At 65.2% G+C, this 25569-nt stretch carries 24 protein-coding genes; 8 read left to right on the top strand and 16 right to left on the bottom strand.

Annotated elements, in window-relative coordinates:
- Window positions 1–23: 23 nt before the first annotated feature.
- The 8 genes from rpmF to J1M81_RS08580 form a co-directional block, all read right to left on the bottom strand.
- Window positions 24–206, bottom strand: coding sequence for a 50S ribosomal protein L32 (gene rpmF, locus J1M81_RS08545; protein WP_032397784.1), 183 nt, complete (start codon window positions 204–206; stop codon window positions 24–26).
- Complete coding sequence (locus tag J1M81_RS08550; RefSeq protein ID WP_027496671.1) at window positions 207–815, bottom strand: DUF177 domain-containing protein; 609 nt, start codon at window positions 813–815, stop codon at window positions 207–209.
- A 91-nt stretch (window positions 816–906) separates the two neighbouring features.
- On the bottom strand, window positions 907–1698 hold the full coding sequence (locus tag J1M81_RS08555; RefSeq protein ID WP_045841865.1) for a DivIVA domain-containing protein: 792 nt from the start codon (window positions 1696–1698) through the stop codon (window positions 907–909).
- Window positions 1699–1883: 185 nt separating this feature from the next.
- Window positions 1884–2372: a pantetheine-phosphate adenylyltransferase gene (coaD, locus tag J1M81_RS08560; protein WP_027496670.1), complete on the bottom strand. Its 489-nt coding sequence runs from the start codon at window positions 2370–2372 to the stop codon at window positions 1884–1886.
- Between the two features lie 94 nt (window positions 2373–2466).
- Window positions 2467–3039 (bottom strand): 16S rRNA (guanine(966)-N(2))-methyltransferase RsmD, encoded by a 573-nt coding sequence (gene rsmD / locus J1M81_RS08565; protein ID WP_027496669.1) that lies wholly within the window; start codon window positions 3037–3039, stop codon window positions 2467–2469.
- On the bottom strand, window positions 3036–6452 hold the full coding sequence (locus J1M81_RS08570) for a pyruvate carboxylase (protein WP_032383422.1): 3417 nt from the start codon (window positions 6450–6452) through the stop codon (window positions 3036–3038). The genes rsmD and J1M81_RS08570 overlap by 4 nt, the downstream gene beginning before the upstream one ends.
- A 110-nt stretch (window positions 6453–6562) precedes the next feature.
- On the bottom strand, window positions 6563–8842 hold the full coding sequence (recG, locus tag J1M81_RS08575; protein ID WP_206497929.1) for an ATP-dependent DNA helicase RecG: 2280 nt from the start codon (window positions 8840–8842) through the stop codon (window positions 6563–6565).
- 14 nt (window positions 8843–8856) lie between these two features.
- Window positions 8857–10524 (bottom strand): DAK2 domain-containing protein, encoded by a 1668-nt coding sequence (locus tag J1M81_RS08580; protein ID WP_206497930.1) that lies wholly within the window; start codon window positions 10522–10524, stop codon window positions 8857–8859.
- A 283-nt stretch (window positions 10525–10807) separates the two neighbouring features.
- Between J1M81_RS08580 and rpmB the strand changes: the two genes are divergently transcribed.
- Together rpmB and J1M81_RS08590 are read left to right on the top strand one after the other, a co-directional pair.
- The gene (rpmB, locus tag J1M81_RS08585) at window positions 10808–10999 is read left to right on the top strand and encodes a 50S ribosomal protein L28 (protein ID WP_008717389.1); all 192 of its coding nucleotides are present in this window, start codon (window positions 10808–10810) and stop codon (window positions 10997–10999) included.
- Window positions 11000–11144: 145 nt separating this feature from the next.
- A complete protein-coding gene (locus J1M81_RS08590) occupies window positions 11145–11939 on the top strand; it encodes an enoyl-CoA hydratase/isomerase family protein (protein WP_032366585.1) in 795 nt (264 codons plus the stop codon).
- Window positions 11940–11944: 5 nt separating this feature from the next.
- On the opposite strand, the gene J1M81_RS08595 is transcribed toward J1M81_RS08590, so the two are convergent.
- From J1M81_RS08595 to J1M81_RS08605, 3 genes are read right to left on the bottom strand one after another with little or no spacing between them, the layout of a single operon-like run.
- A complete protein-coding gene (locus tag J1M81_RS08595) occupies window positions 11945–12637 on the bottom strand; it encodes a uracil-DNA glycosylase (RefSeq protein WP_206497931.1) in 693 nt (230 codons plus the stop codon).
- Window positions 12634–13158: a gamma carbonic anhydrase family protein gene (locus J1M81_RS08600; protein WP_032366386.1), complete on the bottom strand. Its 525-nt coding sequence runs from the start codon at window positions 13156–13158 to the stop codon at window positions 12634–12636. Before J1M81_RS08600 ends, J1M81_RS08595 begins: the two co-directional genes overlap by 4 nt.
- A 38-nt stretch (window positions 13159–13196) precedes the next feature.
- Window positions 13197–14249: a thiamine-phosphate kinase gene (locus J1M81_RS08605; protein WP_371828196.1), complete on the bottom strand. Its 1053-nt coding sequence runs from the start codon at window positions 14247–14249 to the stop codon at window positions 13197–13199.
- A 140-nt stretch (window positions 14250–14389) separates the two neighbouring features.
- Between J1M81_RS08605 and J1M81_RS08610 the strand changes: the two genes are divergently transcribed.
- Both J1M81_RS08610 and J1M81_RS08615 read left to right on the top strand, forming a co-directional pair.
- The gene (locus J1M81_RS08610; RefSeq protein ID WP_032370776.1) at window positions 14390–14638 is read left to right on the top strand and encodes an Lrp/AsnC ligand binding domain-containing protein; all 249 of its coding nucleotides are present in this window, start codon (window positions 14390–14392) and stop codon (window positions 14636–14638) included.
- Between the two features lie 3 nt (window positions 14639–14641).
- Window positions 14642–15274, top strand: a complete 633-nt coding sequence (locus J1M81_RS08615; RefSeq protein WP_206497932.1) for a DUF3515 domain-containing protein — start codon at window positions 14642–14644, stop codon at window positions 15272–15274.
- A gap of 7 nt (window positions 15275–15281) precedes the next feature.
- On the opposite strand, the gene J1M81_RS08620 is transcribed toward J1M81_RS08615, so the two are convergent.
- Window positions 15282–16388, bottom strand: a complete 1107-nt coding sequence (locus tag J1M81_RS08620; protein ID WP_032366382.1) for a D-alanine--D-alanine ligase family protein — start codon at window positions 16386–16388, stop codon at window positions 15282–15284.
- Window positions 16389–16461: 73 nt separating this feature from the next.
- On the bottom strand, window positions 16462–17460 hold the full coding sequence (locus J1M81_RS08625) for an NAD(P)H-dependent glycerol-3-phosphate dehydrogenase (protein ID WP_027496659.1): 999 nt from the start codon (window positions 17458–17460) through the stop codon (window positions 16462–16464).
- A 101-nt stretch (window positions 17461–17561) separates the two neighbouring features.
- Here J1M81_RS08625 and cofC point away from each other — a divergent pair, with 101 nt between their 5' ends.
- The 3 genes from cofC to J1M81_RS08640 all read left to right on the top strand — a co-directional run bounded on the left by cofC (window position 17562) and on the right by J1M81_RS08640 (window position 21602).
- Window positions 17562–18359 carry a 2-phospho-L-lactate guanylyltransferase gene (gene cofC, locus J1M81_RS08630; RefSeq protein WP_206498047.1) on the top strand — a complete coding sequence of 266 codons (798 nt, stop codon included), beginning with the start codon at window positions 17562–17564 and terminating at the stop codon, window positions 18357–18359.
- 187 nt (window positions 18360–18546) lie between these two features.
- The gene (locus tag J1M81_RS08635) at window positions 18547–20667 is read left to right on the top strand and encodes an RNA degradosome polyphosphate kinase (RefSeq protein WP_228139401.1); all 2121 of its coding nucleotides are present in this window, start codon (window positions 18547–18549) and stop codon (window positions 20665–20667) included.
- Window positions 20667–21602, top strand: coding sequence for an NUDIX hydrolase (locus J1M81_RS08640; protein WP_206497935.1), 936 nt, complete (start codon window positions 20667–20669; stop codon window positions 21600–21602). Before J1M81_RS08635 ends, J1M81_RS08640 begins: the two co-directional genes overlap by 1 nt.
- Before the next feature lie 120 nt (window positions 21603–21722).
- On the opposite strand, the gene J1M81_RS08645 is transcribed toward J1M81_RS08640, so the two are convergent.
- The 3 genes from J1M81_RS08645 to leuC all read right to left on the bottom strand — a co-directional run bounded on the left by J1M81_RS08645 (window position 21723) and on the right by leuC (window position 24687).
- A complete protein-coding gene (locus J1M81_RS08645) occupies window positions 21723–22418 on the bottom strand; it encodes an HU family DNA-binding protein (protein WP_027496655.1) in 696 nt (231 codons plus the stop codon).
- A 149-nt stretch (window positions 22419–22567) separates the two neighbouring features.
- Entirely contained in the window at window positions 22568–23185 is a 618-nt protein-coding gene (gene leuD / locus J1M81_RS08650) for a 3-isopropylmalate dehydratase small subunit (protein WP_032366380.1), read from the bottom strand.
- Between the two features lie 47 nt (window positions 23186–23232).
- Entirely contained in the window at window positions 23233–24687 is a 1455-nt protein-coding gene (gene leuC / locus J1M81_RS08655; RefSeq protein WP_032366379.1) for a 3-isopropylmalate dehydratase large subunit, read from the bottom strand.
- Between the two features lie 145 nt (window positions 24688–24832).
- Here leuC and J1M81_RS08660 point away from each other — a divergent pair, with 145 nt between their 5' ends.
- Window positions 24833–25561, top strand: a complete 729-nt coding sequence (locus tag J1M81_RS08660) for an IclR family transcriptional regulator (RefSeq protein ID WP_032366378.1) — start codon at window positions 24833–24835, stop codon at window positions 25559–25561.
- The last annotated feature ends 8 nt before the right edge of the window (window positions 25562–25569 follow it).

Consider the following 25569-nt stretch of genomic DNA (forward strand, 5'->3'; position numbering starts at 1 on the left):
TTCGTTTGTCACCTGAGCGGGAATCAGACCGCTGCGACGACCTGGCGGCCCTTGTAGGTACCGCACGAAGGGCACGCGATGTGGGGCAGCGTCTTCTCGCCGCAACCACGGTTGGGGCACGTCACGAGGGTGGGCGCAGTGGTTTTCCACTGTGCACGACGCGACCTCGTGTTGGAACGCGACATTTTGCGCTTCGGGACAGCCACTTACTTCTCCTCGGCTTCGTTGTTCACAAGTTCTGTGCTCGGTTCTGGATCCACGCCAAATTTGGCTGCAAGTCCAGCCCAGCGAGGATCAATTGTATCGTGACTGTGGCCGGATTCAGCAATCGCCAGGCGAACGCCGCATTCTGGGCACAATCCCTCGCACTCGTCACTGCAGACGGGGTGGAGTGGAAGCTCCAGACCGACCGCGTCGACGATGACGGGTTCGAGGTCTATCAGGTCGTCGACGATGCGGTGAATCTCGTCCGCATCCGTCGTCTCCTCGGTGATGCTGTTCGGGTAAGCGAACAGCTCGGTGAGGTAGACGTCGACATTGCCAGTGACCGGGTCGAGGCAGCGCGTGCACTCACCGGCCGTGGCAGCTCGCACGGAACCGGTGACGAGAACGCCCTCGGATACCGCCTGCAACTGCAGATCGAGCGAAACCGGTACACCGGCTTCGATGGCGATGGCATCGAGGCCGATTCGGGAAGGAGCCGGAACCGTCCGCTCGATGGTTTTCGTCGACCCGGGTCGACGACCGAGGTTGAGAATGTCCAGAACGAATCCTGCGTCCAGTTCGGGACGCGTCGTTCTCTTGGGCGGGGGCACGGCTGATCTTCCTTACTGTCGGTGTGCCTACTGTCGGTAAGCAACCACACAACGATACGCATCTGCGCATACGTGAGCAAATCGTGACGGGTCAGTGCCGACTACGACGTCCCTGGTCTGCACTTCCGTAGGAGGTGTCACCGTACGGTTCGTTGCCGTAGTCCGGGACGCCCGAGCCGGTGCGCAACTGCTGCCGACCGCGACCCACCGACCGAATGGTGCCGCTGAGGAACTCCTCGAACTCTGCAAGCTTGGTGTCGACGTAGACGTCGCACTCGCTGCGCATCCGATCGGATTCGGCGTGTGCGCTGTCGATCACCCGAGCCGACTCGGCGTGGGCCGCCTGAACGACCTCCGTCTCCGAGACGAGCCGGTTCTGTTCGGCGGTGCCGTCTGCGACCGACCGCTCGTACGATGCCGTACCGGACTCGATCATCCGATCGGCCTCGGTGCGAGCGCGAACGGTCAGCGCCTCGTACTCACGCTGGCCTTCGAGAACCGTTCGCTCGGCCTCGGCTTCGGCATCGGCCACGAGCTGATCGGCATGCGCCGACGCTTCGGACACCATGCGATCGGCCTGTGCTTTGGCGTCGGCGAGAATGCGGTCCGCCGAGTCGCGTGCGTTCTCCACCGTGTCCTGAGCTTCGGCGTTCGCACTGGTGACGGTCTTCTCCGCCGTCGCCCGCGCATCACCCACCAGCTTGTCGCGATGATCCAACACGTCCTGCGCATCGTCGAGCTCGCCGGGGATGGCGTCACGGACGTCGTCGAGCAGTTCCAGGACATCGCCGCGAGGGACGACGCACCCGGCAGTCATCGGAACGCCGCGCGCCTCCTCGACAATGGCGACGAGCTCGTCGAGCGCCTCGAATACGCGGTACACCGGTTACCCCAATCGTCGAATCTGCCACCGCGAACGCATCTGCTCCGCAGACGACACCCACAGTTCTTCGCTGTTCAGTCTGCCCGCCGATACGCCGGTCTGCGCTATACCCACCCGGTGTGTCGCCCTTTCGAACTACTGCGCCCTTTCGAACTACTGGGCCATCGAACTACTGCGCCATCGAATTACTGGGCGGCACGCTCGGCGATACGCGACATCAACCGGTCCTGCACGAACGGCGGCAACATACCGGTGACGTCTCCCCCGAACGTGGCCACCTCCTTGACCAACGAGCTCGACAGAAAACTGTGCGCCGGATTCGCAGGGAGGAACACCGTGTCCACTCCGGTCAGCGTCCGGTTCATCTGCGCCATCTGCAACTCGTAATCGAAGTCGACAGCACTCCGAAGACCCTTCACGATCGCCGAAAAGCCCTCCTGCCGTGCGTAATCGACCAGCAGGCCATACCACGAACCGACCCGAACGTTAGGCAGATGCTCGGTCGCGACCTCGAGCATCTCGATCCGCTCCTCGACGCTGAACATGCCCTTCTTGCTCTTGTTCACCATCACCGTCACCACCACCTCGTCGAAGGCGGCCGCCGCGCGCTCGAAGATATCCAGGTGACCGATGGTCACCGGGTCGAAGGATCCAGGACACAGTGCGCCAGTCATGCCCGCGAACCTATCAGCTCAGCCAGCTCATTCCGCTGGCTCCACTCCTGACCACTTCGGTCATTCCGCAGGCTCCACTCCTGACCCAACCCGGTCATTCCGCAGGCTCCACTCCTGACCGGATTGCGATCTCGATTCGGCTCTCGCCGTACTTCTTGGACTTCTCCGGCACGAGCCCAGTCGGCCATACGGTCTCCGGCGAACGCGACGACCGTTCGAGCACGACCACCGCGTCGACCGAGAGCCATCCCCCGCTCACGAGCCGCTCGAGGAGGCCTGCCACGGCGGTATCCGTGACGGCGTACGGCGGATCTGCCAACACCAGGTCGTACGCCGCGTCGGCGGTGCCGGCCAGGACCGAGGCCACCGGCGCGCATTTGACCGAAGCTCCGGTCAGGCCGACCGATTCGATGTTCTTGCGCACTACCGCGGCCGCCCGTGCGTCGGATTCGACCAGCACCGCCGACGCGGCCCCACGTGAGAGTGCTTCGAGTCCGAGCGCACCCGACCCTGCGAACAGATCCAACACCGCGGCCCCGTCGAGCTCCATCCGACTTTCGAGCGCACTGAACAGTGCCTCTCGAACCCGCTCCGACGTGGGCCGGGTGCCTTGGCCGGGGACCGCCAATCGGCGACCCCCGGCAACGCCCGCGACGATCCGGGTCATTCGCTCCCGGCCTCTTCGCCCGTCGACCCCCCACCGATGACGACGAGCAGATCGCCGCCCTCCACCTGCTGTACGCCCGAGATCGCCAGACGAGTGACCGAGCCGCCCCGCGGTGCGGTGATCGCTGCCTCCATCTTCATCGCTTCGATCGTGGCAATGGTGTCGCCGGCCGAGATCTTCTGGCCCTCCTCGACCGCCAGCGTGACCACCCCGGCGAACGGAGCCGGAATGTGTCCGGAATTGGAGCGGTCTGCCTTCTCGACCGTGGGTGCTTCGCTCGCGATGGACCGATCGCGCACCGACACCGGACGTAGCTGCCCGTTCAGGATGCACATGACGGTGCGCATACCGCGTTCGTCCGGGTCGGAGATCGCTTCGAGTCCGATGAGCAGTTCGACGCCCTTCTCGAGCGTGACTCGATGCTCCTCGCCCTGACGCAGACCGTAGAAGAACTGGTTGGCAGACAGTCGGGTGGTGTCGCCGTACTTCTCTCGATGAGCTTCGAGTTCCGCTGTGGGGCCGGGGAAGAGCAACCGATTCAGAGTGGTACGGCGTTGTGCCGACGTCCCGTCGAGGTTCTTCTCGTCCTCGTCGGTCAGCGGCGTCACCGGCTTGCCCGCACCACGGCCTTCGAGCGCCTTGGTGCGCAGCGGCTCGGGCCAGCCGCCGGCGGGTGTTCCGAGATCGCCGCGTAGGAACCCGACAACGGAATCGGGAATGTCGTACCGGCTGGGGTCCTCGGCGAATTCCTCGGCGGACGCATTGGCACCCACGAGCGCAAGAGCCAGATCGCCGACGACCTTCGAGCTCGGCGTCACCTTGGTCAATCGACCCAACATGCGGTCGGCCGCAGCGTAATTGGCTTCGACCGTCTCGAAGCGATCACCGAGACCGAGCGAAATGGCCTGTTGGCGTAGGTTCGACAGCTGGCCGCCCGGAATCTCGTGGGTGTACACGCGACCGGTCGGTGCAGGCAGCCCGGACTCGAAGGGCGCGTACACCTTTCGCACGGCCTCCCAGTACGGCTCGAGATCGCAGACGGCCTGCAGATCGAGGCCGGTGTCGCGCTCGGTGTGCGCAGCCGCGGCGACGATCGCCGACAGCGCGGGCTGACTGGTGGTTCCTGCCATCGCAGCACAGGCACCGTCGACCGCGTCGGCTCCGGCTTCCCAGGCCGCGAGATAGGTAGCGAGCTGTCCGCCGGGAGTGTCGTGGGTGTGCACGTGCACCGGCAGATCGAAGTTGGACCGCAACGCCGTCACCAGCGTCTTGGCCGCGGGGGCACGCAACAGACCCGCCATGTCCTTGATGGCCAGCACGTGCGCGCCGGCATCGACGATCTGCTCGGCCAACTTCAGGTAGTAGTCGAGCGTGTACAGGTTCTCGTTCGGATTCGACAGGTCGCCGGTGTAACTCAGTGCCACTTCTGCGATGGCCGTACCGGTTTCGCGCACTGCATCGATCGCCGGACGCATCTGATCGACGTTGTTGAGCGCATCGAAGATACGGAAGATGTCGATTCCGGTGTCGGTGGCCTCGGCGACGAAGCTACGGGTGACCTTCTCCGGGTACGGGGTGTATCCGACGGTGTTCCTGCCGCGCAGCAACATCTGAATCGCGATGTTGGGCACGGCTTCTCGCAGGCTCGCCAACCGCTCCCACGGATCCTCGTGCAGGAAGCGCAACGCCACGTCGTACGTCGCCCCTCCCCAGGCCTCGATCGAGAGCAACTGCGGCGTCGTTCGCGCCACGTACGGCGCTACGCCGAGCAGACCACTGGTGCGCACACGCGTTGCCAACAACGACTGATGGGCATCACGGAACGTGGTGTCGGTGACACCGAGCGCCTTCTGATTGCGCAGATCGCGGGCGAACCCCTCCGGCCCGAGGGCCAGCAGCCGTTGCCGGGAGCCGTCGGGAATGGGAGCCGAGAAGTCGACCTCGGGCAGCTTGTCGTGCGGGTACACCGGTGAGGGACGTTCCCCGTGCGGCTTGTTGACCGTCACGTCGGCCAGGTAGGTCAGAATTTTGGTGCCACGGTCACCCGAGGAACGCGACGTCAGCAGTTCCGGACGTTCCTCGATGAAGGAGGTGGTGACGCGTCCTGCGGTGAAATCGGGGTCGACCAGAACCGCTTGCAGGAACGGGATGTTCGTCGCGACACCGCGAATTCTGAACTCCGCCACCGCACGTCGGGCACGCGCCACGGCAGTGTCGAAATCACGGCCGCGACAGGTGAGCTTGACGAGCATCGAGTCGAAGTAGGCACCGACCTCGGCACCCAGCGTCGTGCCACCGTCGAGGCGCACGCCGGCACCGCCCGGGGTGCGGTAGGCAGTGATGCGGCCGACGTCGGGCCGGAATCCGTTGGCGGGATCCTCGGTGGTGATGCGGCATTGCAACGCTGCACCGCGCAGCACGATGTTCTCCTGCTGCAATCCCAGGTCCGCCAACGTCTCGCCGGAGGCGATACGCAACTGCGACTGCACCAGGTCCACATCGGTCACTTCTTCGGTGACTGTGTGCTCCACCTGAATTCGCGGATTCATCTCGATGAAGACGTGATTGCCGCGGGTATCGAGAAGGAACTCGACGGTACCGGCGCAGGAATAGCCGATCTGCTTGGCGAACGCCACGGCGTCGGCGCAGATCTTCTCGCGTAATTCCTGAGGAAGGTTGGGTGCCGGGGCCAGCTCGATCACCTTCTGGTGTCGACGCTGCACACTGCAATCGCGCTCGAAGAGATGGACGACGTTGCCTTGGCCGTCGGCAAGGATCTGTACCTCGATATGACGGGGGTCGATCACTGCCTGCTCGAGGAACACGGTCGCATCGCCGAACGCCGACTCCGCTTCGCGCGCAGCAGCTTCGATGGACTCGCGTAGTTGCTCGGGCTCGGCCACGCGGCGCATTCCGCGACCACCGCCACCTGCCACGGCCTTGACGAACAGCGGGAAAGTCATCGATTCCGATGCCGCGACCAATTCGTCGATATCGGACGACGGTTCCGACGACGCCAACACCGGTAGTCCCGCGGCCTTCGCAGCGGCGATCGCACGCGCCTTGTTACCGGTCAGCTCGAGGACATCGGCGGAGGGCCCGACGAACGTGATGCCCGCCTCCACACACGCGGCGGCGAGATCCGGGTTCTCGGAAAGGAATCCGTAGCCGGGGTACACAGCATCGGCACCGCTGCGCTTGGCGGCGGCGACGATCTCGTCGACCGAGAGATACGCCCGAACGGGATGGCCCTTCTCCCCGATCTGATAAGCCTCGTCGGCCTTCGTTCGGTGCACCGAGTTTCGATCCTCGAACGGGAACACCGCCACCGTCGAGGCACCGAGTTCGTAGGACGCACGGAAGGCGCGGATAGCGATCTCGCCGCGGTTGGCAACCAAAACTTTGGAGAACATTGGCTCAACTTACCCGGCAGACAGAGCCCCGGAGGCGTACTGATCCCACGATGCGGGAACTTTTGTTCAATTTCGGCTACTGAAACGGTGCAGTGCGGACTGCGATGGGGTCAGGACTTGTCGAGGTAGTCGATTCTGTCGGATCGCCACGCCGAACGCATCATCGACGCGATGCCGGGATTGTCGGCCAGAGACGGGTCCCGCGCGAACAACGACCGGGCACAATCCTGGGCGTCGGAAATGATGTCCTCGTCGTCGATGAACGAGAGCAACCGAAGTCCGGTCACCGTGCCCGACTGTGCGGCTCCCAACACGTCACCTTCTCGGCGGGTCGCCAGGTCCAGTTTGGCGAGCTCGAACCCGTCGTTGGTGGCGGCCACAGCCTCGAGCCGAGCGAACGACCCACCGCCCGGGCTGAGCCAGCTGATCATGATGCACAGCCCCTGATGCCCGCCGCGGCCGATTCGGCCGCGCAACTGGTGGAGCTGGCTGACGCCGAAGCGGTCGGCATCCATGATCACCATGACCGTGGCATTGGGTACATCCACGCCCACCTCGACCACCGTCGTGCAGACGAGCACGTCGATCTCACCCGCGTTGAATTCCGACATGGTGATGTCCTTGTCATCACCGGACAGTCGCCCGTGCAGAAGCCCCACACGAAGATCGGCCATCGGACCGGCGGAGAGCGTCTCGTAGAGATCCACGGCAGCCGTGATCTCCGGCCCGTCCTCCACTTTCGGCGCGGCCTTCTTCGCCGCTCCGCTCTTCTTCCCCGTGTCCGCATCCTCGCCGTCACCGATACGAGAACAGACCACGTAGGCCTGCCGGCCCGCCGCGACCTCCTCGTGAATCCGTTGCCAGGCTCGATCCACCCACCCCGGTTTGGATCTGGCCGGGACGACGTTGCTGACGATCGGCGACCTGCCGCGCGGAAGCTCAGTCAGTACCGACGTCTCCAGGTCCCCCAGCGTCGACATCGCGATCGTGCGCGGAATCGGTGTCGCCGTCATCACGAGGAGATGCGGGCTGGTGTTTCCACGAGCCTTCGCGCGCAGGGCATCTCGCTGCTCCACACCGAATCTGTGCTGCTCGTCCACGACGACCATCGCGAGGTCGAGAAACTCGACCCGATCCTCGATGAGAGCGTGGGTGCCGATGACGATCCCGGCATCACCTGTCACGGCATCGAGCAGGGCCGATCGCTTTGCCGCAGTGGACATCGACCCCGTCAGCAGAGCCACCTTGGTGGCCAGCTCGTGCGATCCCAGCTCGCCACCGGCGGCCAGCGTGCCGAGCATCGATCGGATCGATCGCGCATGTTGGGAGGCAAGCACTTCCGTCGGTGCCAACAGTGCGCACTGGTGTCCGGCGTCGATCACCTGCAGCATGGCACGCAACGCGACGATGGTCTTACCCGAGCCGACCTCGCCCTGCAACAGACGCGACATCGGATGCGGGCCCGACAGGTCGTTGGCGATCTCCGCAGCAACCTGGTGCTGACCGACCGTCAACTCGAACGGCAGCCGGCGGTCGAACTCCGCCGCGATGCCGTCGGTGATCGGTGGGCACCGCGCAGCTACCCGGTCGGACGCGTCGCGTCGTCGGTCCGCGAGTACCAATTGAACAGCCAATGCCTCGTCGAACTTCAATCGTTCCCGGGCGGCGTCCTTGTCCGCCGCAGTATCGGGAAAGTGGACCGAACGCAGCGCGGCGTCGATGTCGATGAGGCCACGCTCGCGGCGCACCGATTCCGGGAGCGGATCGACCACGTCGTCCAGCTGGTCGAGTACCTGCCGGACACAACGCATGAATGTCCAGCTCTCGACATCTTTCGCCGCGGGATAGATAGGTACGAAGGCGCGGTCGAACACCGACATGTCGACGGCTCCGGACGAATCGACCGAGCCACGCGCCAGGCCGGCCAGCGTGCCACCGCCGACGATGCGACCCGCGGGGACGATGGCCCCGTCGTTGTCGTCACCCCCGAGGATCACGTAACTGGGGTGGGTGAGGTTCCACCGCCGACCGAAATACTTGACCTTGCCCGAGAACATGCCCCGCCGCCCGGGCACGACCACGTGTTTGAGCTTGTGCGGGCTGAAGAACGTGGCTTCGATCCGCTGCCCGTCGGCCGCAAGGGTGACGGCAAGGAATTGACCGTTGCGGTTCTTCATCGAACGCAGGGTCGCCGATTCCACGGTGGCGACGATGGTGATGTGTTCCCCCTCGGGGGGTTCCTTCTCGCCGAGCTCGGAACCGTGCGTCATGTAGCGATGCGGGTAGTGCCGCAGCAGGTCTTCGACGGTATGGATGCCGAACACCTCGGCCAGCGGTGCCGCAGCCGCCGCTCCGAGGACATCGTCGAGCCGATCCACCAGCGTTGCCATAGTTCCGAGATTCCCTATTCCACTCCGAATTGCACGAGATCCCCGGGCTGCCCGCCCGGGTAGACCACCACGTCGACGCCGGGATGCGCACCCGCCACATAGTCGGCGAGCCGGCCTCCGAGATCCACAGGAGCCAGCGCCCCGAGCAACACCGTCACCATCTCACCGCCGGTGGCCAACAGCTGGTCCAGCAGTCTGCATCCGGCATCGAGCGGATGCTCGGCAACGATCACCACTTCCTGCCCGGCCAGACCGAGACAGTCACCCGGCTCGCACATGCCGACCCAGGTCAGCGAGCGTTGCTCGGCGATGCGCAACGAACCCCACCGCGTCCCCGCTGCAGCATCGGACATCGCGAACGCGTCGTCGACGGCTGCTCTGGCCGCGTCGTGCACTGCGAGCGCAGCCAACCCCTGCACCATCGCCGAGCACGGCAACATCGACACGTCCTTACCGTCGGCCCTGGCCGCAGCACCGACGGCAACGAGCTCCTGAGCGGACAGCGCCCCGTTCGGCAGCACCAGAACCTCGCGGTGCTTCATGCCCACGATGGCGCGATGCAACACCGACGAAGCGATGGGCTCGTCGCATCGCACCACCGTCGCACCTTCCTGTACGTAGAGAGCCGCGGCACCGTCACCGGCGACCAGGGCCAAAATATCGCGACCCACCGACATAGCCTCGGGCTCGTGCTCACCGACGTTCGCGTCGACGGCGTACTCGGCCAGTCCGAAACACGAGATGCGCACTCCTCGAATACTTCCCGCCGCGATCCCGCACTCGACGGCACCGCCCGGGTCGGTGGTGTGCACATGAGCGGAGTACGCCCCGGAGCCGTCTCCGGCAACCACGACCGAATCGCCGAGGTCCGACAGCGCTGCACGCAGCGCTGCCGCGCGGGTGTCGTCGATGCCGGGGACGACGTAGAGAACCTCGTAGCCGAGCGGCCGGGACTGCGAGCGAGTCGCTGCCCCGTCGGAGGCTCCGTGTGCGTTCGAAACACCGACTTCGATCACCCGTTCGTGGTCCTGAGGACGGCGATAGCGTCGCCTCGGCGGGGTGCGGCCGGTCACGACCTCGACAAACGCGTCGAAGATCACCGACAACCCCAGCGCCCCCGCATCCACGACGCCCGCCTCTCGCAACGGTGCGAGTTGGTCCGTCGTGCGATCGAGAGCGCGAGCGGTGGCCTCGGCGATATCGACCACCAGCGTGGCCAGATCGACGTTCGCGTCGTGGGCAGCGGCCTCGTGGGCAGCAGCCTCGAGCACCGTGAGCATGGTGCCCTCGGCGGGGACACTGACCGCGCCCGCCACCAGAACTCGTGCACGCCGCAACATGGCCTGGATCGACACGGTGTCCAGCGGACCGTCGGCTGCGGCCTCACCCACGGCGCGCAGGAGTTGCGAGACGATGACCCCGGAATTTCCTCGCGCGCCCGATACGGCTCCCACCGCCAGAGCCCGTCCGATCGCACCCGCGCCCGCGGCCGGCCCGGCACTGCGCATGGACTCGACCGCAGCGCGGAACGTGAACATCAGGTTGGTGCCGGTATCGGAGTCCGGAATCGGGAAGACGTTCAGTGCGTCGATCTCGTCGCACCGAGCAGTGAGGGAATCCACACAGTGATAGGCCCACCGGCGCAGGCCCGAGGCATCGATGGATTCGAGTACGTCGACCACCTCGAGCGCCTCCCCTGCGTTCCGTCCGTACCTGCGCCCGGGCCCGACGATGTCGGCCGCGGACAGTGCCCGAAGCTTAGTCGGGCAGAATCGTCAGCGCGGCGCGCGTGAGCCGGTACACCTCGTCTGCGGTGGCGGTTTGGTGATTGGGTGGGACGCCGCTATTCTTGCAGGGTTGCCTCGAGGCGATCTTCACGCATTGCAATCCTTGCATCTGCTCGTAGTTCGTTTCGATGTCTTCGACCACATGTAACGCTCAACATCTAACAAGGAGTTCGCGACTATGGCTGCCGTCTGCGACGTATGCGCCAAGGGGCCCGGCTTCGGTAAGTCGGTCTCGCACTCGCACCGACGGACCAACCGTCGTTGGAACCCGAACATTCAGACCGTTCACGCTCAGGTTGCGCCTGGCAACTCCAAGCGCATGAACGTGTGCACCTCCTGCTTGAAGGCAGGCAAGGTGGTTCGGGGCTGATTTCGGCCCCGCTCTTCGATTTCCTCCACGGCCTCGACCGCGTGCGAGAACTGTGCCCCGCATCCACTCGGATGCGGGGCACAGTTGTCTGTCGATGTTCCTGCGCATTCGGGCAAACAGTTGGACGTCCGATAGAGTGCCGAACGTGACTCATTCGGACAGCGAAAGCTCGAGCAAGGTCAGCATCGAAGACGGAGTGCTGCACATCGTCGTCGCCACCGAGGCGGGCGGTTCCTCTCTCGACCTGGACGGCATCACCTCGGGAACGCAGGCACTGCACGAGGTGAACACCGGTGCCACATCTGTAGGAAGCGTCCTGCTCATCGGCCGCGGGCCGAACTTCTGCGCCGGCGGCAACGTACGGGACTTCGCCGGTGCCGACGATCGCGGTGCCTTCGTCGGCTCGGTTGCCGATGCGTTCCACGCCTTCGTTCGCGAACTGGCAGCAGTGACGGTTCCCATCGTCGCTGGTGTACACGGCTGGGCGGCCGGCGCCGGCATGAGCCTGGTGTGTCTCACCGATATCGCCATCGGCGGACCGTCGACCAAGCTTCGACCGGCCTACCCCGCCATCGGGTTCACGCCGGACGGTGGCATGTCCTGGACCCTGCCCCGCATCGTCGGATCCGGCCACGCAATGGACATCCTGTTGAACGATTCGATTCTCAACGGTGAGGATGCGGTGCGTCTCGGAATCCTCAGCCGCCTCGTGGGCGACGACTTCGTCGACAGCGAGGCCGAACGACTGGCCCGAACCCTCGCCGTCGGCCCCACCTCGGCGTATCAGGGAATCAAGAAGCTGCTCGCGGCGTCCGACACCGCAACTCTGGCAGAGCAATTGGATGCCGAGGCCGCCTCGATCTCGGCGGCCGCAGTCTCACCTGCAGGAGTGGAAGGCGTCGACGCATTCGTCGAGAAGCGTCGCCCCGATTTTTCCTGAGCCGGTCACGGCAACGTCCAGTCGATCGGTTCGTCCCCGCCCTCGACCAACAATTCGTTGGCGCGACTGAAGGGCTTGGATCCGAAGAATCCCCGTGATGCGGACAGCGGTGACGGATGGGCCGACTCGATGCACGGCACCGATCCCAGCATGGGTTTGAGCGTCGCCGCGTCACGGCCCCAGAGAATCGCCACCAGGCCAGGAGCCCGGGGATCCTCGGCTCTGTCAACAAGAGCACGAATTGCCTGCTCCGTCACCGCTTCCCAGCCCTTCTTGCGGTGCGACGCCGCTGCGGACGGTTCGACCGTGAGCACTCGGTTGAGCAGCATCACACCCTGCTCCGCCCACGGCGTGAGATCACCGTTGCTGGGCGTCGGCAGACCGAGATCGTCCGAATATTCCTTGAAGATGTTGGCCAGACTGCGCGGAACGGGACGCACGTCGGGGGCGACCGAAAAGCTCAGCCCCACTGCATGACCCGGGGTCGGGTACGGGTCCTGGCCGACGATCAGCACCCGAACCCGGTCGAACGGGTACCGAAAAGCACGCAGAACGTTCTCGCCGGCAGGGAGGTAGTGCTTTCCGGCGGCGAGCTCGGCTCGCAGAAAGTCGCCCATCGCAGCAACATTCGTCTCGACCGGAGCCAAGGCACGGGCCCAACCCGGATCTACGCTCTCGGCGAGCGGGCGGGCCGTCACCGGTCGATCCGGCGCAGCGCGTCGCGGTAGTACGCGGCGTTCGCGGAGTACATCTGCACGTTGATGTCGACGTGCCCCTCCGGGACCTCGAAGCCTTCACGGATTTTCGCGGGAACACCGAGCGCCATGCTGCGTTCGGGAACGACGAACTTGAACGGCACCACCGCACCCGCACCCACGATGGAACCGGCCCCGATCCTCGAGCCGTTGAGCACCACGGAACCCGATGCAATGAGGCAGTTGTCGCCGATGGTCGCACCCTCGACATGCGCGTTGTGACCGAGAACGCATCCGGCACCGATCACGGTCGCGTCGATGGGGGTGCAGTGGATGACGGTCCCGTCCTGGATGTTGGTGCCCGCACCGACGGAGATCGTGCCGTAATCGGCTCGGAGCACGGCCGTCGGCCACACCGACGATCCCGCCGCCAAGGTCACCGCTCCGATGACGACTGCATCGGGATGGACATAGGCGTCCGGGTGAATATCGGGTTCGCGGTCGCCGAGCGCGTAGATAGCCATCCTTGCAACTTAGCCGACTCCATGGACCCGGTCGGAGCTCACTCTCCGTCGAAGCTCGACCAACCGGATCTGCCCACGCGGTGGTGCCCGGCGACAGTGACGCCACCGTCGGTTGCATTCGACGCCGGCTCGACGCGGCCGATCACGATCCACCCCGTCGGAACGGTAGCGAGGCCGGGGAACGTGCCGACGAGAGCATGATCCTCGCCGCCGGTGAGTACCCACTCGAGGGGGTCTACCCCCAACAGCTCTGCAGCCGAACGGACTTCGTCGGCGATCGGAAGACGCTCGGGTTCCAGAACCATCGATACGCCGGATGCGTCGGCGATATGACCCAGGTCGGCCGACAACCCGTCGGACACATCGGTGAGTGATGTCGCGCCTGCTTCGGCGGCCTCGATTCCGGCACGGTACGGCGGGGAGGGCACGCGGTGTGCATCGAGAACCGCGTCGTGCCCGGAGCGATCGCCGCCCGCGAGCAACAGAGCGAGTCCGGCCGCGGACCACCCGAGCCGCCCCGCGAACGCGATCACATCACCGACCTGCGCACCCGATCGCAGTACGGGAGCCCTGCCCTGTAGGTCACCGAGCGCAGTGATCGAGATCACCAGCTGATCCGATTGCACCACATCACCGCCGACGATGGCCGAGCCCGCAGCCGACGCCTCGCGCCACATGCCCTCGTTCAGACCGTCCGTCACGCTCACCGGTGTGTCCGCCGGGCAGCCGAGAGCCACCAGGAATGCCGAACACTGCCCACCCATCGCGGCGATGTCTGCCCCGTTCTGCGCGATCGCCTTCCGACCGATCTCCACCGGAGTCGACCAATCGAGCCGAAAGTGCCTGCCGTGCACCAACATATCGGTCGTGGCGGCCACCCTGCCGTCGGATGCACTGACGACGGCAGCGTCGTCGCCGGGGCCGACGATGGTCGACGTCGGTTGCACTCGATCGGCGACGGCCCGGGCGATGACGTCGAACTCGCCGATCTGGGCCACCGTCGGTTCGGCGGCGGTGGTCCCCGAAGGGCCGGTGTCGTCGATGATGTTCCTCCCTGAGAGCGCAATTCGGACGTCGGTCTCCCGCGAAATCGGCACCGCGCCTGCGGTACCTTTAGCGGTGCCCGGGCCCGGTCCGGCGCAGCCGGTTTCGTGCTGTGAGTACGCAACCGACTCAACGTACAGTCGACTCAACTTACAGTCGATCGTCCCAGCAAGGAAAGGGACCACCGATGGTGCAAGCCTTCGTTCTCGTTCAGACCGAAGTCGGCCGTGCCACGACCGTTGCGCGGCAGATCGAGTCGGTCGACGGCGTCGTATCCGCAGAAGCTGTGGTCGGACCCTACGACGTCATCGTCAGGGCCGACGGCGCATCCGACACCGAGATCGCGGACATCGTCTCCCGAATTCAGAAGGTCGACGCCATCACACGCACCCTCACCTGTCCCGTCGCCCCACAGTCGACCTCGGCGGTTCGGTAGCGCATGAACTCTGCCGACCACGACAACGACCACGACAAAGACAACGGCGACGACGCCGGCACCCCGTCCGAGAATGCAGCAGCGGCCGACGAGGCCCGCGAGCAGCGCCACCCTGCGGTCATAGCCACCGCGATCGCCCTGCCGGTCGCGTTGGTGGTGGGAGTTCTCGTGGCCGCGATAGCGGTGAACAGCTCCCCCGCCCACGATCCGGTAGCGCTGGGGCCGGTCGACGCACCCGACGCCGCGAGCGCACAGTGCTCGACCCTCCTCGATGCGCTGCCCGACGAGCTGGGCGACTACAGCCGCGCCGACCTGGCCGACCCGGCACCTGTCGGAGTCCGAGCCTGGGTATCGGCCGAGGAGAACGCCGAGCCGGTCGTGCTTCGCTGCGGGCTGCCTCGCCCTATCGGATTCGATGTGGCTGCACCACTTCAGGTGATCGACGGCGTCCAGTGGTTCGAGGTGTCCGGCGAGAACGACGGCATCGACGCCAGCACGTGGTTCGTCGTAGATCGGGGCACGTACATCGCTCTCACCATTCCCGGCGACTCCGGCCCGACTCCTCTGCAGGATGCCTCGTCAGCAGTGTCGGCAGCACTACCCCAGCAGCCCCTCGACCCGGCACCGTTGCAGTAGCGCCGGGTCAGCGCAGGCCGGTACCGCGTGCGAGAGCGGTGTCGATCAGGGTGCTGATCAGGGTCGAGTAGTCGATTCCGCTCTCGGCCCACATCTTGGGGTACATCGAGATCGACGTGAATCCGGGCATCGTGTTGATCTCGTTGATCACCGGGCCTTCCTCGGTGACGAAGAAGTCGACCCGCGCCAGTCCTTGGCAGTCCAGTGCGCGGAAGGCCGAGACTGCGAGTTCACGAATACGATCGCTGATGTCGTCGTCGAGTGCGGCAGGAATGTCGAATTCGCTGACATCGTCGAGATACTTGGTGTCGAAGTCGTAGAAGGCGTGATCGTCACTGTCCGCGTCGGGGAGCCGGATCTCGGCGATCGCGCTGGCGCGCACGCTGCCGTCGGGGAATTCGAGCACGCCGCATTCGACCTCGCGGCCGTGGATCATTCCTTCGACGATCACCTTGGGGTCGTGCTCGCGGGCAACGCCGATCGCCGACTGCAGGTGATCCCACGAGGTGATGCGCGAGATTCCGATCGACGATCCGCCTCGCGCGGGCTTGACGAAGGCAGGGAGACCGATGTGGCCGCGTTCGGCTTCGGTCAGGTCATCGGTGCCGCGTCGCAGCACGACCTGCCTGCCGATCGGTAGTCCGTCGGCTCCCAGAAGCTTCTTGGTGAACTCCTTGTCCATGCCTGCGGCACTGGCCAACACTCCGGGACCCACGTACGGGACACCGGCGAGTTCGAGCATTCCCTGCAGGGTGCCGTCCTCGCCGTACGGCCCGTGCAGCACCGGGAACACGACGTCGACCGCAGCCAGGACCTGTCCGGCGTCGCCCTCACCGAGAGCGATCAGCGCGCCTGCGCGTCCCGGATCGGTGCTCAGCGCGAGTGCGGCACCGGACTTGTCCACCGTCGGAAGTACTCGATCACGAATCGTCAGCGCATCCGGATCACTGGAGCCGAGCACCCAGGCACCGTCGGGGGTGATCCCCACCGGGACCACCTCGTAGGTATCGGGGTCCAGATTCGCGAGCACGCTACCCGCCGAGACACAGGACACCGCGTGCTCACTGCTGCGGCCACCGAAGACGACGGCAACTTTGATTCGGGGAGTACTCACGGTGACAAACCGTACCGCCGTCTCCCCGCGAACGCGGATTCGCCCTGTTCGTGCACACGTCGCGAACGTGACCTCACTCGGGCTTGATTCGACGCCCCAGCAGGTGGCCCACCGCGTCCGGAACCGACATTCCCCCGTGACACACACGGTGCACGGCATCGGTCAACGGCATCTCGACGTCGTAGCTCTCGGCGAGCGCGCGTACCGACGTACAGGACTTCACGCCCTCGGCCACCTGCCCGTGCGCTGCTTCCTGCGCGCTCTCGAGGGAGCCGCCCGAACCGAGCCGCTCACCGAACGTACGGTTGCGCGAGAGCGGCGACGAGCAGGTCGCGACCAGATCTCCTACACCGGCGAGCCCGGACAGCGTCGACGGTGTGGCCCCGAGCGCGACACCGAGCCGAATGATCTCGGCCAGGCCTCGGGTCATGATCGACGCGAGGGTGTTCTCGCCGTAGCCGACTCCGCTGGCCATTCCACAGGCGAGGGCGATGACGTTCTTGCACGCGCCACCGATCTCGGCACCGATGACGTCGGAGTTGGTATACGGCCTGAAATATCCTGTGGCACAAGCTTTTTGAATCTCGAGCGCTCGTTGCGAGTCGGAACACGCGATGACCGTCGCGGCCGGCTGCCCCTCGGCGATCGGGCGCGCCAGATTCGGCCCGGACAGGCAGGCCACCCGGCTGGGATCGGCCCCGGTCACCTGTGAAATCACCTGGCTCATGCGCATGAGCGTTCCGGTCTCTATGCCCTTGGCCAGAGACAGCAGTGTCGCGTGCGGTGCGATCGCATCCGTCCACTCCCCCAGGTTCGCGCGCAGACTCTGCGACGGCACCGCGAGCACCACGATGTCCGCACCGTCGAGGGCCGTCGCCGGATCGCTCGTGGCGCGGATCGACGACGGCAGTTCGATTCCGGGGAGGTAGTCCGCGTTCTCGTGCCGTTCGCTGATCGAGGCAGCGAGTTCCTCTCGGCGCGCCCACATGGTGACATCGGTTCCGGCATCGGCCAACACTTTGGCGAATGCGGTACCCCACGACCCGGACCCCAGTACCGCTGCTCTGCTCATGCCGCCAACCTCTCACCTGCTCGCCGATGCCCTGCCTACGCGCGCATCACCCTAACGCGCAGACCTGCCCGGGCGGTCGGAGTCGGCAGACATCGGTGACGCTGGCAGGATCGAACACCATGGGCGCAATTCGAAGCAGCGACGACGACCGCGAGGGTCGGCCGTCCGATGCGCTGCGCCGCGCGGTCGGAGTCGTCATCGCGGTCAAGGACCTGACAGCGGCGAAGTCCCGTCTGGCGTCCGAGTTCTCCGGGGCCGACCGGACCCGATTGGTGCTCGCCATGTTCGTCGACACGGTCACCGCGGCCGGTTCGGTGTCGGTGGTCGATTCGGTCACCGTCGTCACACCCGATCCGGTCGTCGCCGACACCGCGCGACAAATCGGTGCCCGGGTGCTGGACGAACCGTCGGCTTCCGGCGCTCGAGATCCCGAAGCCCGTCTCAATGCCGCATTCTCCGCTGCTGCGGCCGCACTGCGAGTCGATCACGCACCACGCGATCGCCACGGGAACCCCGGCGCGGCCCCGGCCGATCGGGTCGACATCGTTGCGCTGCAAGCGGATCTGCCTGCGCTGCGTCCCGCCGAACTCGCGCAGGCGTATGCGACGGCAGTCTCCGGCGGCAGGTCGGTCGTGGTCGACCATCACGGCACCGGAACCGCAGCGCTGATCCTGAAGAATTCTGCCGACGAGCTCGCGCCGCTGTTCGGATCGGATTCCGCTCGCCGCCACACCTTGTCGGGAGCGCGACCACTGGACGGCACGTGGCCGGGACTTCGACTCGACGTCGACACCGTCGACGACGTACGTCTGGCTCATCGACTCGGGGTCGGACCGGAGACGACAGCCGTACTCCGCTCACTCGGTTGGAGCGACGAGGAATCCGCAACCACCGCGTGATTCGGTGAACGTGCGAACAAGTTCGGTCATCGGAGTTTCACCGACGGCGGGTATGGGGGATGATCGTGCTGTGAGCACAGACGACGCGCAGCCAGCGACCGAAGATCCGGCGATCGAGACCGCGGAGAGCAACGGTGGGGACAGCAACGGTGCGGAGCCGGTGTGGAGTGCCCCGGTGACCGCAACGATGCCGAGCATTCCCTCCGCCCTTCCTGCCGCCACTCCGGAATCGGTGGATGCTGCCATGGTGCTTCCCGAAAATCGGTACCTGAACCGGGAATTGAGCTGGCTGGATTTCAACTCCCGCGTTCTCGCGCTCGCAGAGGACTCGTCCCTGCCGCTACTCGAGCGTGCCAAGTTCCTGGCCATCTACGCGTCCAACCTGGACGAGTTCTACATGGTTCGTGTCGCAGGGCTCAAACGCCGCGACGAGACCGGACTGTCGGTTCGATCGGCCGATGGCATGACCCCGCGCGAGCAGCTCGCGGTCATCGGGCAGCGCACTCAGGAGCTCGCTCTCAAACACGCCCGAGTACTGCTCGATTCGATCCTGCCCGAGCTCACGGCCGAGGGCATCGCAATCATCCGGTGGTCCGATCTCGACAGCGACGAGCGTGCGCGTCTGTCCGACTATTTCACCGAACAGGTCTTCCCGGTCCTCACCCCGCTGGCCGTCGACCCGGCGCATCCCTTCCCGTACATCAGCGGCCTGAGCCTGAATCTCGCTGTGACGGTGAAGGATTACTCCACAACCGGCGAGCACTTCGCCCGTGTGAAGGTACCCGACAACGTCGACCGATTCGTGCGCGTCAAGCGCGGTGAGGGGAGCCATCGCATCGACGCCTTCCTGTCGATGGAGGAATTGATCTCGGCGCACCTCGACGTGTTGTTCCCCGGCATGGAGGTGGTCGAGAGCCACGCGTTCCGCATTACTCGCAACGCCGATTTCGAGGTCGAAGAGGACCGCGACGAGGATCTTTTGCAGGCACTCGAACGAGAGCTGGCGCGTAGGCGTTTCGGTTCTCCCGTCCGCCTCGAGATCGCCGACGACATGACCGAGCACATGCTCGAACTGTTGCTACGCGAACTCGACGTCGATCCGGGCGACGTCATTCAGGTTCCCGGTCTGCTCGATCTGTCGTGCCTGTGGCAGGTCTACAGCGTCGACCGCCCCAATCTCAAGGACGCTCCCTTCGTCCCGGCAACACATCCGGCGTTCGGTGAGCGCGAAACCCCGAAGAGCGTGTTCTCGACGCTTCGCGACGGCGACGTTCTGGTGCATCACCCGTACGACTCGTTCTCCACCAGCGTGCAGCGCTTCATCGAACAGGCTGCGGCCGATCCGCAGGTCCTCGCGATCAAGCAAACTCTGTACCGCACCTCGGGTGACTCGCCGATCGTCAACGCACTCGTCGACGCGGCCGGGGCCGGCAAGCAGGTGGTAGCCCTCGTCGAGATCAAGGCACGATTCGACGAGCAGGCGAACATCGAGTGGGCACGCAAGCTCGAAAAGGCCGGGGTGCACGTGGTCTACGGCCTCGTCGGGTTGAAGACTCACTGCAAGACCTGCCTCGTCGTCCGCCGAGAAGGATCGGTCATCCGCCGGTACTGCCATATCGGCACGGGCAACTACAACCCGAAGACGGCGCGTATCTACGAGGACGTCGGGTTGCTCACGTCGTCGCCCGAAATCGGTGCGGACCTCACCGACCTGTTCAACTCGCTCACCGGATACTCGCGAAAGTCCAAGTACCGCAATCTCCTCGTGGCCCCGTACGGCGTGCGACGCGGCATCGTCGAGCGCATCGAAGCAGAAGTCGAGCACCTCAAGGCGGGCCGCGCAGCCGGAATTCGCCTCAAGGCCAACGCTCTTGTCGACGAGCAGGTGATCGACGCGCTGTACCGCGCATCGGTCGCCGGGGTCCCCGTCAAGGTGGTCGTACGCGGGATCTGCGCGCTCAAGCCGGGCGTACCGGGCCTGTCGGAGAACATCGAAGTTCGGTCCATTCTCGGCAGGTTCCTCGAACACTCACGGGTTCTGCATTTCCAGGGTGCCGACGAATTCTGGATCGGCAGCGCCGACATGATGCACCGAAACCTCGACCGGCGAGTGGAAGTGATGGCCCAGGTCAAGGATCCGAAGCTGACCAAGCAACTCGGTGACATCTTCGACTCGGCTCTCGACCCCACCACCCGCTGCTGGGAACTGGGGCCAGACGGTGGCTGGGTCGCGTCGCCTGCGCAAGGCGAAAGTGTCCGAGAACACCAGGTGGAATTGATGCGCAGCCGGAGGAATCAGGCGTCCTGATGGGCACTTCCAATGGCTCCCCCCGCGCCAACATCTTCGCGGCCGGATCGGTTCTGTGGCGACGATCGCCGGAGAACGACTCGGTGGTGGAAGTAGCTCTGGTACACAGGCCGAAGTACGACGACTGGTCTTTTCCCAAGGGAAAGCTCGATCCCGGGGAGACAGCGGTCGACGCGGCTGTCCGAGAAGTCAAGGAGGAGACGGGCTTCGACTCGACTCTCGGACGGTCGCTGTCCTACGTCACCTACCCGATTCCCGGCCACCGTCGCATGAAGAAGGTGCTCTACTGGGCTGCCGAGGCAACCGGCGGAGAATTCGTCCCGAACGACGAAGTGGACGAACTCCGTTGGATCGCACCCGACAAGATCGGCGGCGAACTCTCCTATCCCATGGACCACAAGATTCTTCGACGATTCGTCGCCAAGCCGGCCGCTACGTCCACCGTGCTGCTGGTCCGGCACGGCAGTGCCGGCTCGCGGTCGCGATACAAGGGCAACGACGCCGATCGCCCACTCGACAAGACCGGTAGACGTCAGGCCGAGGCACTCGTCTCACTGCTGGGCGCGTTCGGCGGTGACTCGGTGTATGCGGCCGACCGCGTCCGGTGCGAACAGACGGTCGCGCCGTTTGCCGAATCACTGGGCGTGCAGGTCGAACCGGAGCATCTGCTGTCCGAGGAGGGGTACGCCGAGGACCCCCGAAAAGGCCGCCACCGGGCTCGCGACATCGCCGAGTCCATGAGCACACCGGTGATCTGCAGCCAAGGCAAGGTGATCCCCGATCTCATGCGATGGTGGGCCGACAAGGACGGCATCACGTTGCCTGCCAACAGAAATCGAAAAGGGAGCGTGTGGGTGCTCTCGCGCCACGACGGTCGGCTCGTCGCGGCCGACCACATCGCCAGCCCGCTACCGAACCTGGTCGCCGACGACTGAGTCGCATCCGAGGATCCTCGGATCACGAACACGGCAGAAGGCCCCGACCGAAATTTCGGTCGGGGCCTTCTGTGGAGTGCGAGAACGGCCCGGTCCTGGATGACCGGTGCCGGTCGAGCGCTACTTCTTTGCAGCGCGCTTCGCGGGTGCCTTCTTGGCCGGAGCCTTCTTGGCGGGGGCCTTCTTGGCGACGGTCTTCTTGGCCGCTGTCTTGGCCGGAGCCTTCTTGGCAGGGGCCGTAGTGGTTGCGGCCTTGCGTGCGGTCGTCTTGGCCGGAGCCTTCTTGGCAGCAGCCGTCGTGGTCTTGCGTGCGGTTGTCTTTGCGGGAGCTGCCTTCTTGGCGGCGGTCTTTGCGGGAGCTGCCTTCTTGGCGGCAGTCTTCGCCGGAGCCGCCTTCTTGGCTGCCGCGGTGGTGGCCTTGCGGGCGGTCGTCTTCACCGCTGCCTTCTTGGCGGCGGTCTTCTTCGCTGCCGCAGTCTTCTTGGCCGGAGCTGCTGCCGAACCGCGCTTGACGGCAGGTCCGGTTGCGGGCAGCTTCTGTCCACCGGCGATGACGGCCTTGAACTGCGCGCCCGGACGGAATGCCGGTACGTTGGTCGGCTTGACGCGAACGGTCTCACCGGTGCGGGGGTTACGGGCGACACGCGCCGCGCGACGACGCTGCTCGAACACGCCGAAGCCCGTGATCGTGACACTTTCGCCGCGGTGGACCGCGCGCACGATGGTGTCGACGATGTTCTCGACAGCCTCTGTGGCGCTCCGCCTGTCAGACCCCAACTTCTCGGTCAGGGCGTCAATCAGCTCTGCCTTGTTCATGGATTTCCTCCGCTATATTGTGGCCCATCGTCGGACCGACTACTACAACGGTAAACCCCAAGTCGTCAAGAGTCTATGCGCCACGCCAATTTTCATTTCGGTGTCGCGGAATGCTTCACGGCCGCAAAGCGTGTCGGACCCCCCGTCCGTCAGCTTTTCGAAGGCTCCTCGATCCTTGCCGGAAGGGTGAGGGGTTTGTATGAAGGCCTTGACTTTTCGTACTCCGTAATGGCCTCTACCTGGCGTAATGTCAGTCCGATGTCGTCCAGACCCTCCAGCAGACGCCACCGCGTGTAGTCGTCAATCGCGAAGCGCACCACCAAGGTTCCAGCCGTGACCGTCTTGTCGACGAGGTCCACGACGAGCTCCAGACCGGGCTGTTCTTCTAAGGCTTTCCACAGCAATTCGACGTCCGATTGCTCCACCTCGGCCGCCACCAACCCGGCCTTGCCCATGTTTCCGCGGAAGATATCGGCGAATCTGGATGCGATGACGACCCTGAAACCGAAGTCCGACAGCGCCCAGACAGCGTGCTCGCGTGACGATCCCGTGCCGAAGTCCGGCCCGGCCACGAGAACCGATCCGCGGTCGTAGGGCGCGAGGTTCAAGATGAAGTTCGGATCGGACCGCCAACCGGCGAACAATCCGTCCTCGAATCCGGTGCGAGTCACGCGCTTGAGATAGACCGCCGGAATGATCTGGTCGGTGTCGACATTGGACCGCCGGAGCGGAACGCCGATGCCTTTGTGTCGAGTGAAAGCTTCCATCGAAATTTCTCCTGTGAGTTCGATCGATCCGGTCGGAGGGCTCGCTGCTACGCGAGATCCGCCGGAGAGGACAGGGTTCCGCGAACTGCAGTGGCCGCCGCAACCAGAGGCGACACGAGGTGAGTGCGACCACCCTTGCCCTGACGCCCCTCGAAATTGCGGTTGGACGTGGATGCCGAACGCTCTCCCGAGGTGAGCTGATCGGGGTTCATTCCCAGACACATCGAGCAGCCGGCCTGCCGCCACTCGGCCCCTGCTGCGGTGAAGATCTCACCGAGTCCTTCCTCTTCGGCCTGCGCGCGCACCCGCATCGACCCGGGTACCACCAGCATTCGCACGCCGTCTGCGACGCGGCGGCCCTCGAGGACGGACGCCACCGCACGCAGATCCTCGATGCGGCCGTTGGTGCAGGAGCCGACGAACACGGTGTCGACGGAGATCTCGCGGATCGGTGTACCGGCTTCGAGACCCATGTACTGCAAGGCCTTCTGGGCCGATACGCGCTCGCCTTCGTCGAGCATTGCCTCGGGATCGGGCACGGCATCTCCCAACGGAGCACCTTGACCCGGGTTCGTTCCCCAGGTGACGAACGGCGTCAGAGTGCTCGCATCGATGTGTACCTCGTTGTCGAACACCGCATCCGGGTCGGTTGCCAGTTCGTTCCAGGCGGCCACCGCCGCATCCCACTCCGCCCCCTGGGGCGCATGCGGCCGTCCCTTCAGGTATTCGTACGTGATCTCGTCGGGTGCGATCATGCCCGCGCGCGCCCCGGCCTCGATCGACATGTTGCAGATGGTCATTCGGGCTTCCATCGACAACTTGCGGATGGCCTCACCGCGATATTCGAGCACGTATCCCTGACCGCCGCCGGTGCCGATCTTGGCGATCACCGCGAGAATCAGATCCTTGCTCGTCACACCGGGAGCCAGTTCTCCGTCGACGGTGATGGCCATGGTCTTGAACGGTCGCAGAGACAGAGTCTGGGTGGCCATCACATGCTCGACCTCGCTGGTGCCGATTCCCATTGCGATCGAACCGAATGCACCGTGCGTCGAGGTGTGGCTGTCTCCGCACACGATGGTCATACCCGGCTGGGTCAGACCGAGCTGCGGGCCGATGATGTGGACGATGCCCTGATCGAGATCTCCCATCGGGTACAACCGAACTCCGAATTCCTCGCAGTTGCGGCGCAGAGTATCGACCTGGGTGCGTGAGACGAGATCGGCGATCGGCGCGAAGATGTCGGCCGTCGGGACGTTGTGGTCCTCCGTTGCGATCGTCAGGTCCGGGCGACGAAGCTCGCGGCCGGCCAAACGCAGACCGTCGAATGCCTGGGGGCTGGTGACCTCGTGTACGAGGTGCAGATCGATGTAGATCAGATCCGGCTCACGTGCACCGCCTTCTCCCCCACCGGGGACGACCACATGTTGGTCCCACACCTTCTCCGCCAGCGTCTTCGGCGCTTGTGCTACGGACGCATCGGATTTCGTCGTTTCGGACATCGCTGTCGCAGACCTCGTCTTCCCTGTCGTCGCGCCGGCGGACGGGCTGGTCCACCTCGCGTGATCGTCTCGACATCGTCCCCCGCGGCACGCTGGACTTCTCGCGGTTGTGCAATCTCAGCATTCGGGAGGCTAATATCGTTCTATGAGACAGCATAGCCTGAGCGGCGCCGTCGACAAATCGAGCGGTATCGGTGTCCTCGACAAGGCCATGGCCGTGTTGCATGCAGTGGCCGAGACACCCTGCACTCTCAACGACCTGTGTGCCCGCACAGCGCTCCCCCGCGCCACTGCGCATCGGCTCGCGGTCGGACTCGAAACCCACCGCCTCCTCGTGCGCGATTCCGACGGATTGTGGCGCACCGGTCCGGGGCTGGGGGAATTGGCGGCGAGCGCGTCGGATGCGCTGCTCGACGCCGCAGCATCGGTACTGCCTCGGCTTCGCGAAATCACCGGAGAGAGCGTGCAGATCTACCGCCGCGAGGGGACCGTTCGCGTCTGTGTCGCATCCATGGAGCCCCCGACCGGTCTCCGAGATACCGTGCTCGTCGGGGCCCGGCTACCCATGACAGCCGGCTCCGGTGCGAAAGTTCTTCTGGCGTGGGCAGATTCGCAGACTCAACGCACAGTGCTGCCGGACGCCGAATTCGGCGAACGGGTGCTGCTGGAGATCCGCAGGCGAGGGTGGGCGCAGAGCGCAGGTGAACGTGAGCCGGGGGTCGCGAGCGTCTCGGCTCCCGTTCGCGACAGCAACGACACTGTCGTGGCGGCGATCTCGGTGTCCGGCCCGATCGACCGCATCGGACGCAAGCCGGGCGCACGCTGGGCGGCAGACCTGCTCGCCGCCGCCGACGCGCTGCACAAGCGCCTCTGAGCGCCGAA

Source organism: Rhodococcus sp. KRD175, assembly GCF_017168275.1.
GTDB lineage: Bacteria > Actinomycetota > Actinomycetes > Mycobacteriales > Mycobacteriaceae > Rhodococcoides > Rhodococcoides fascians.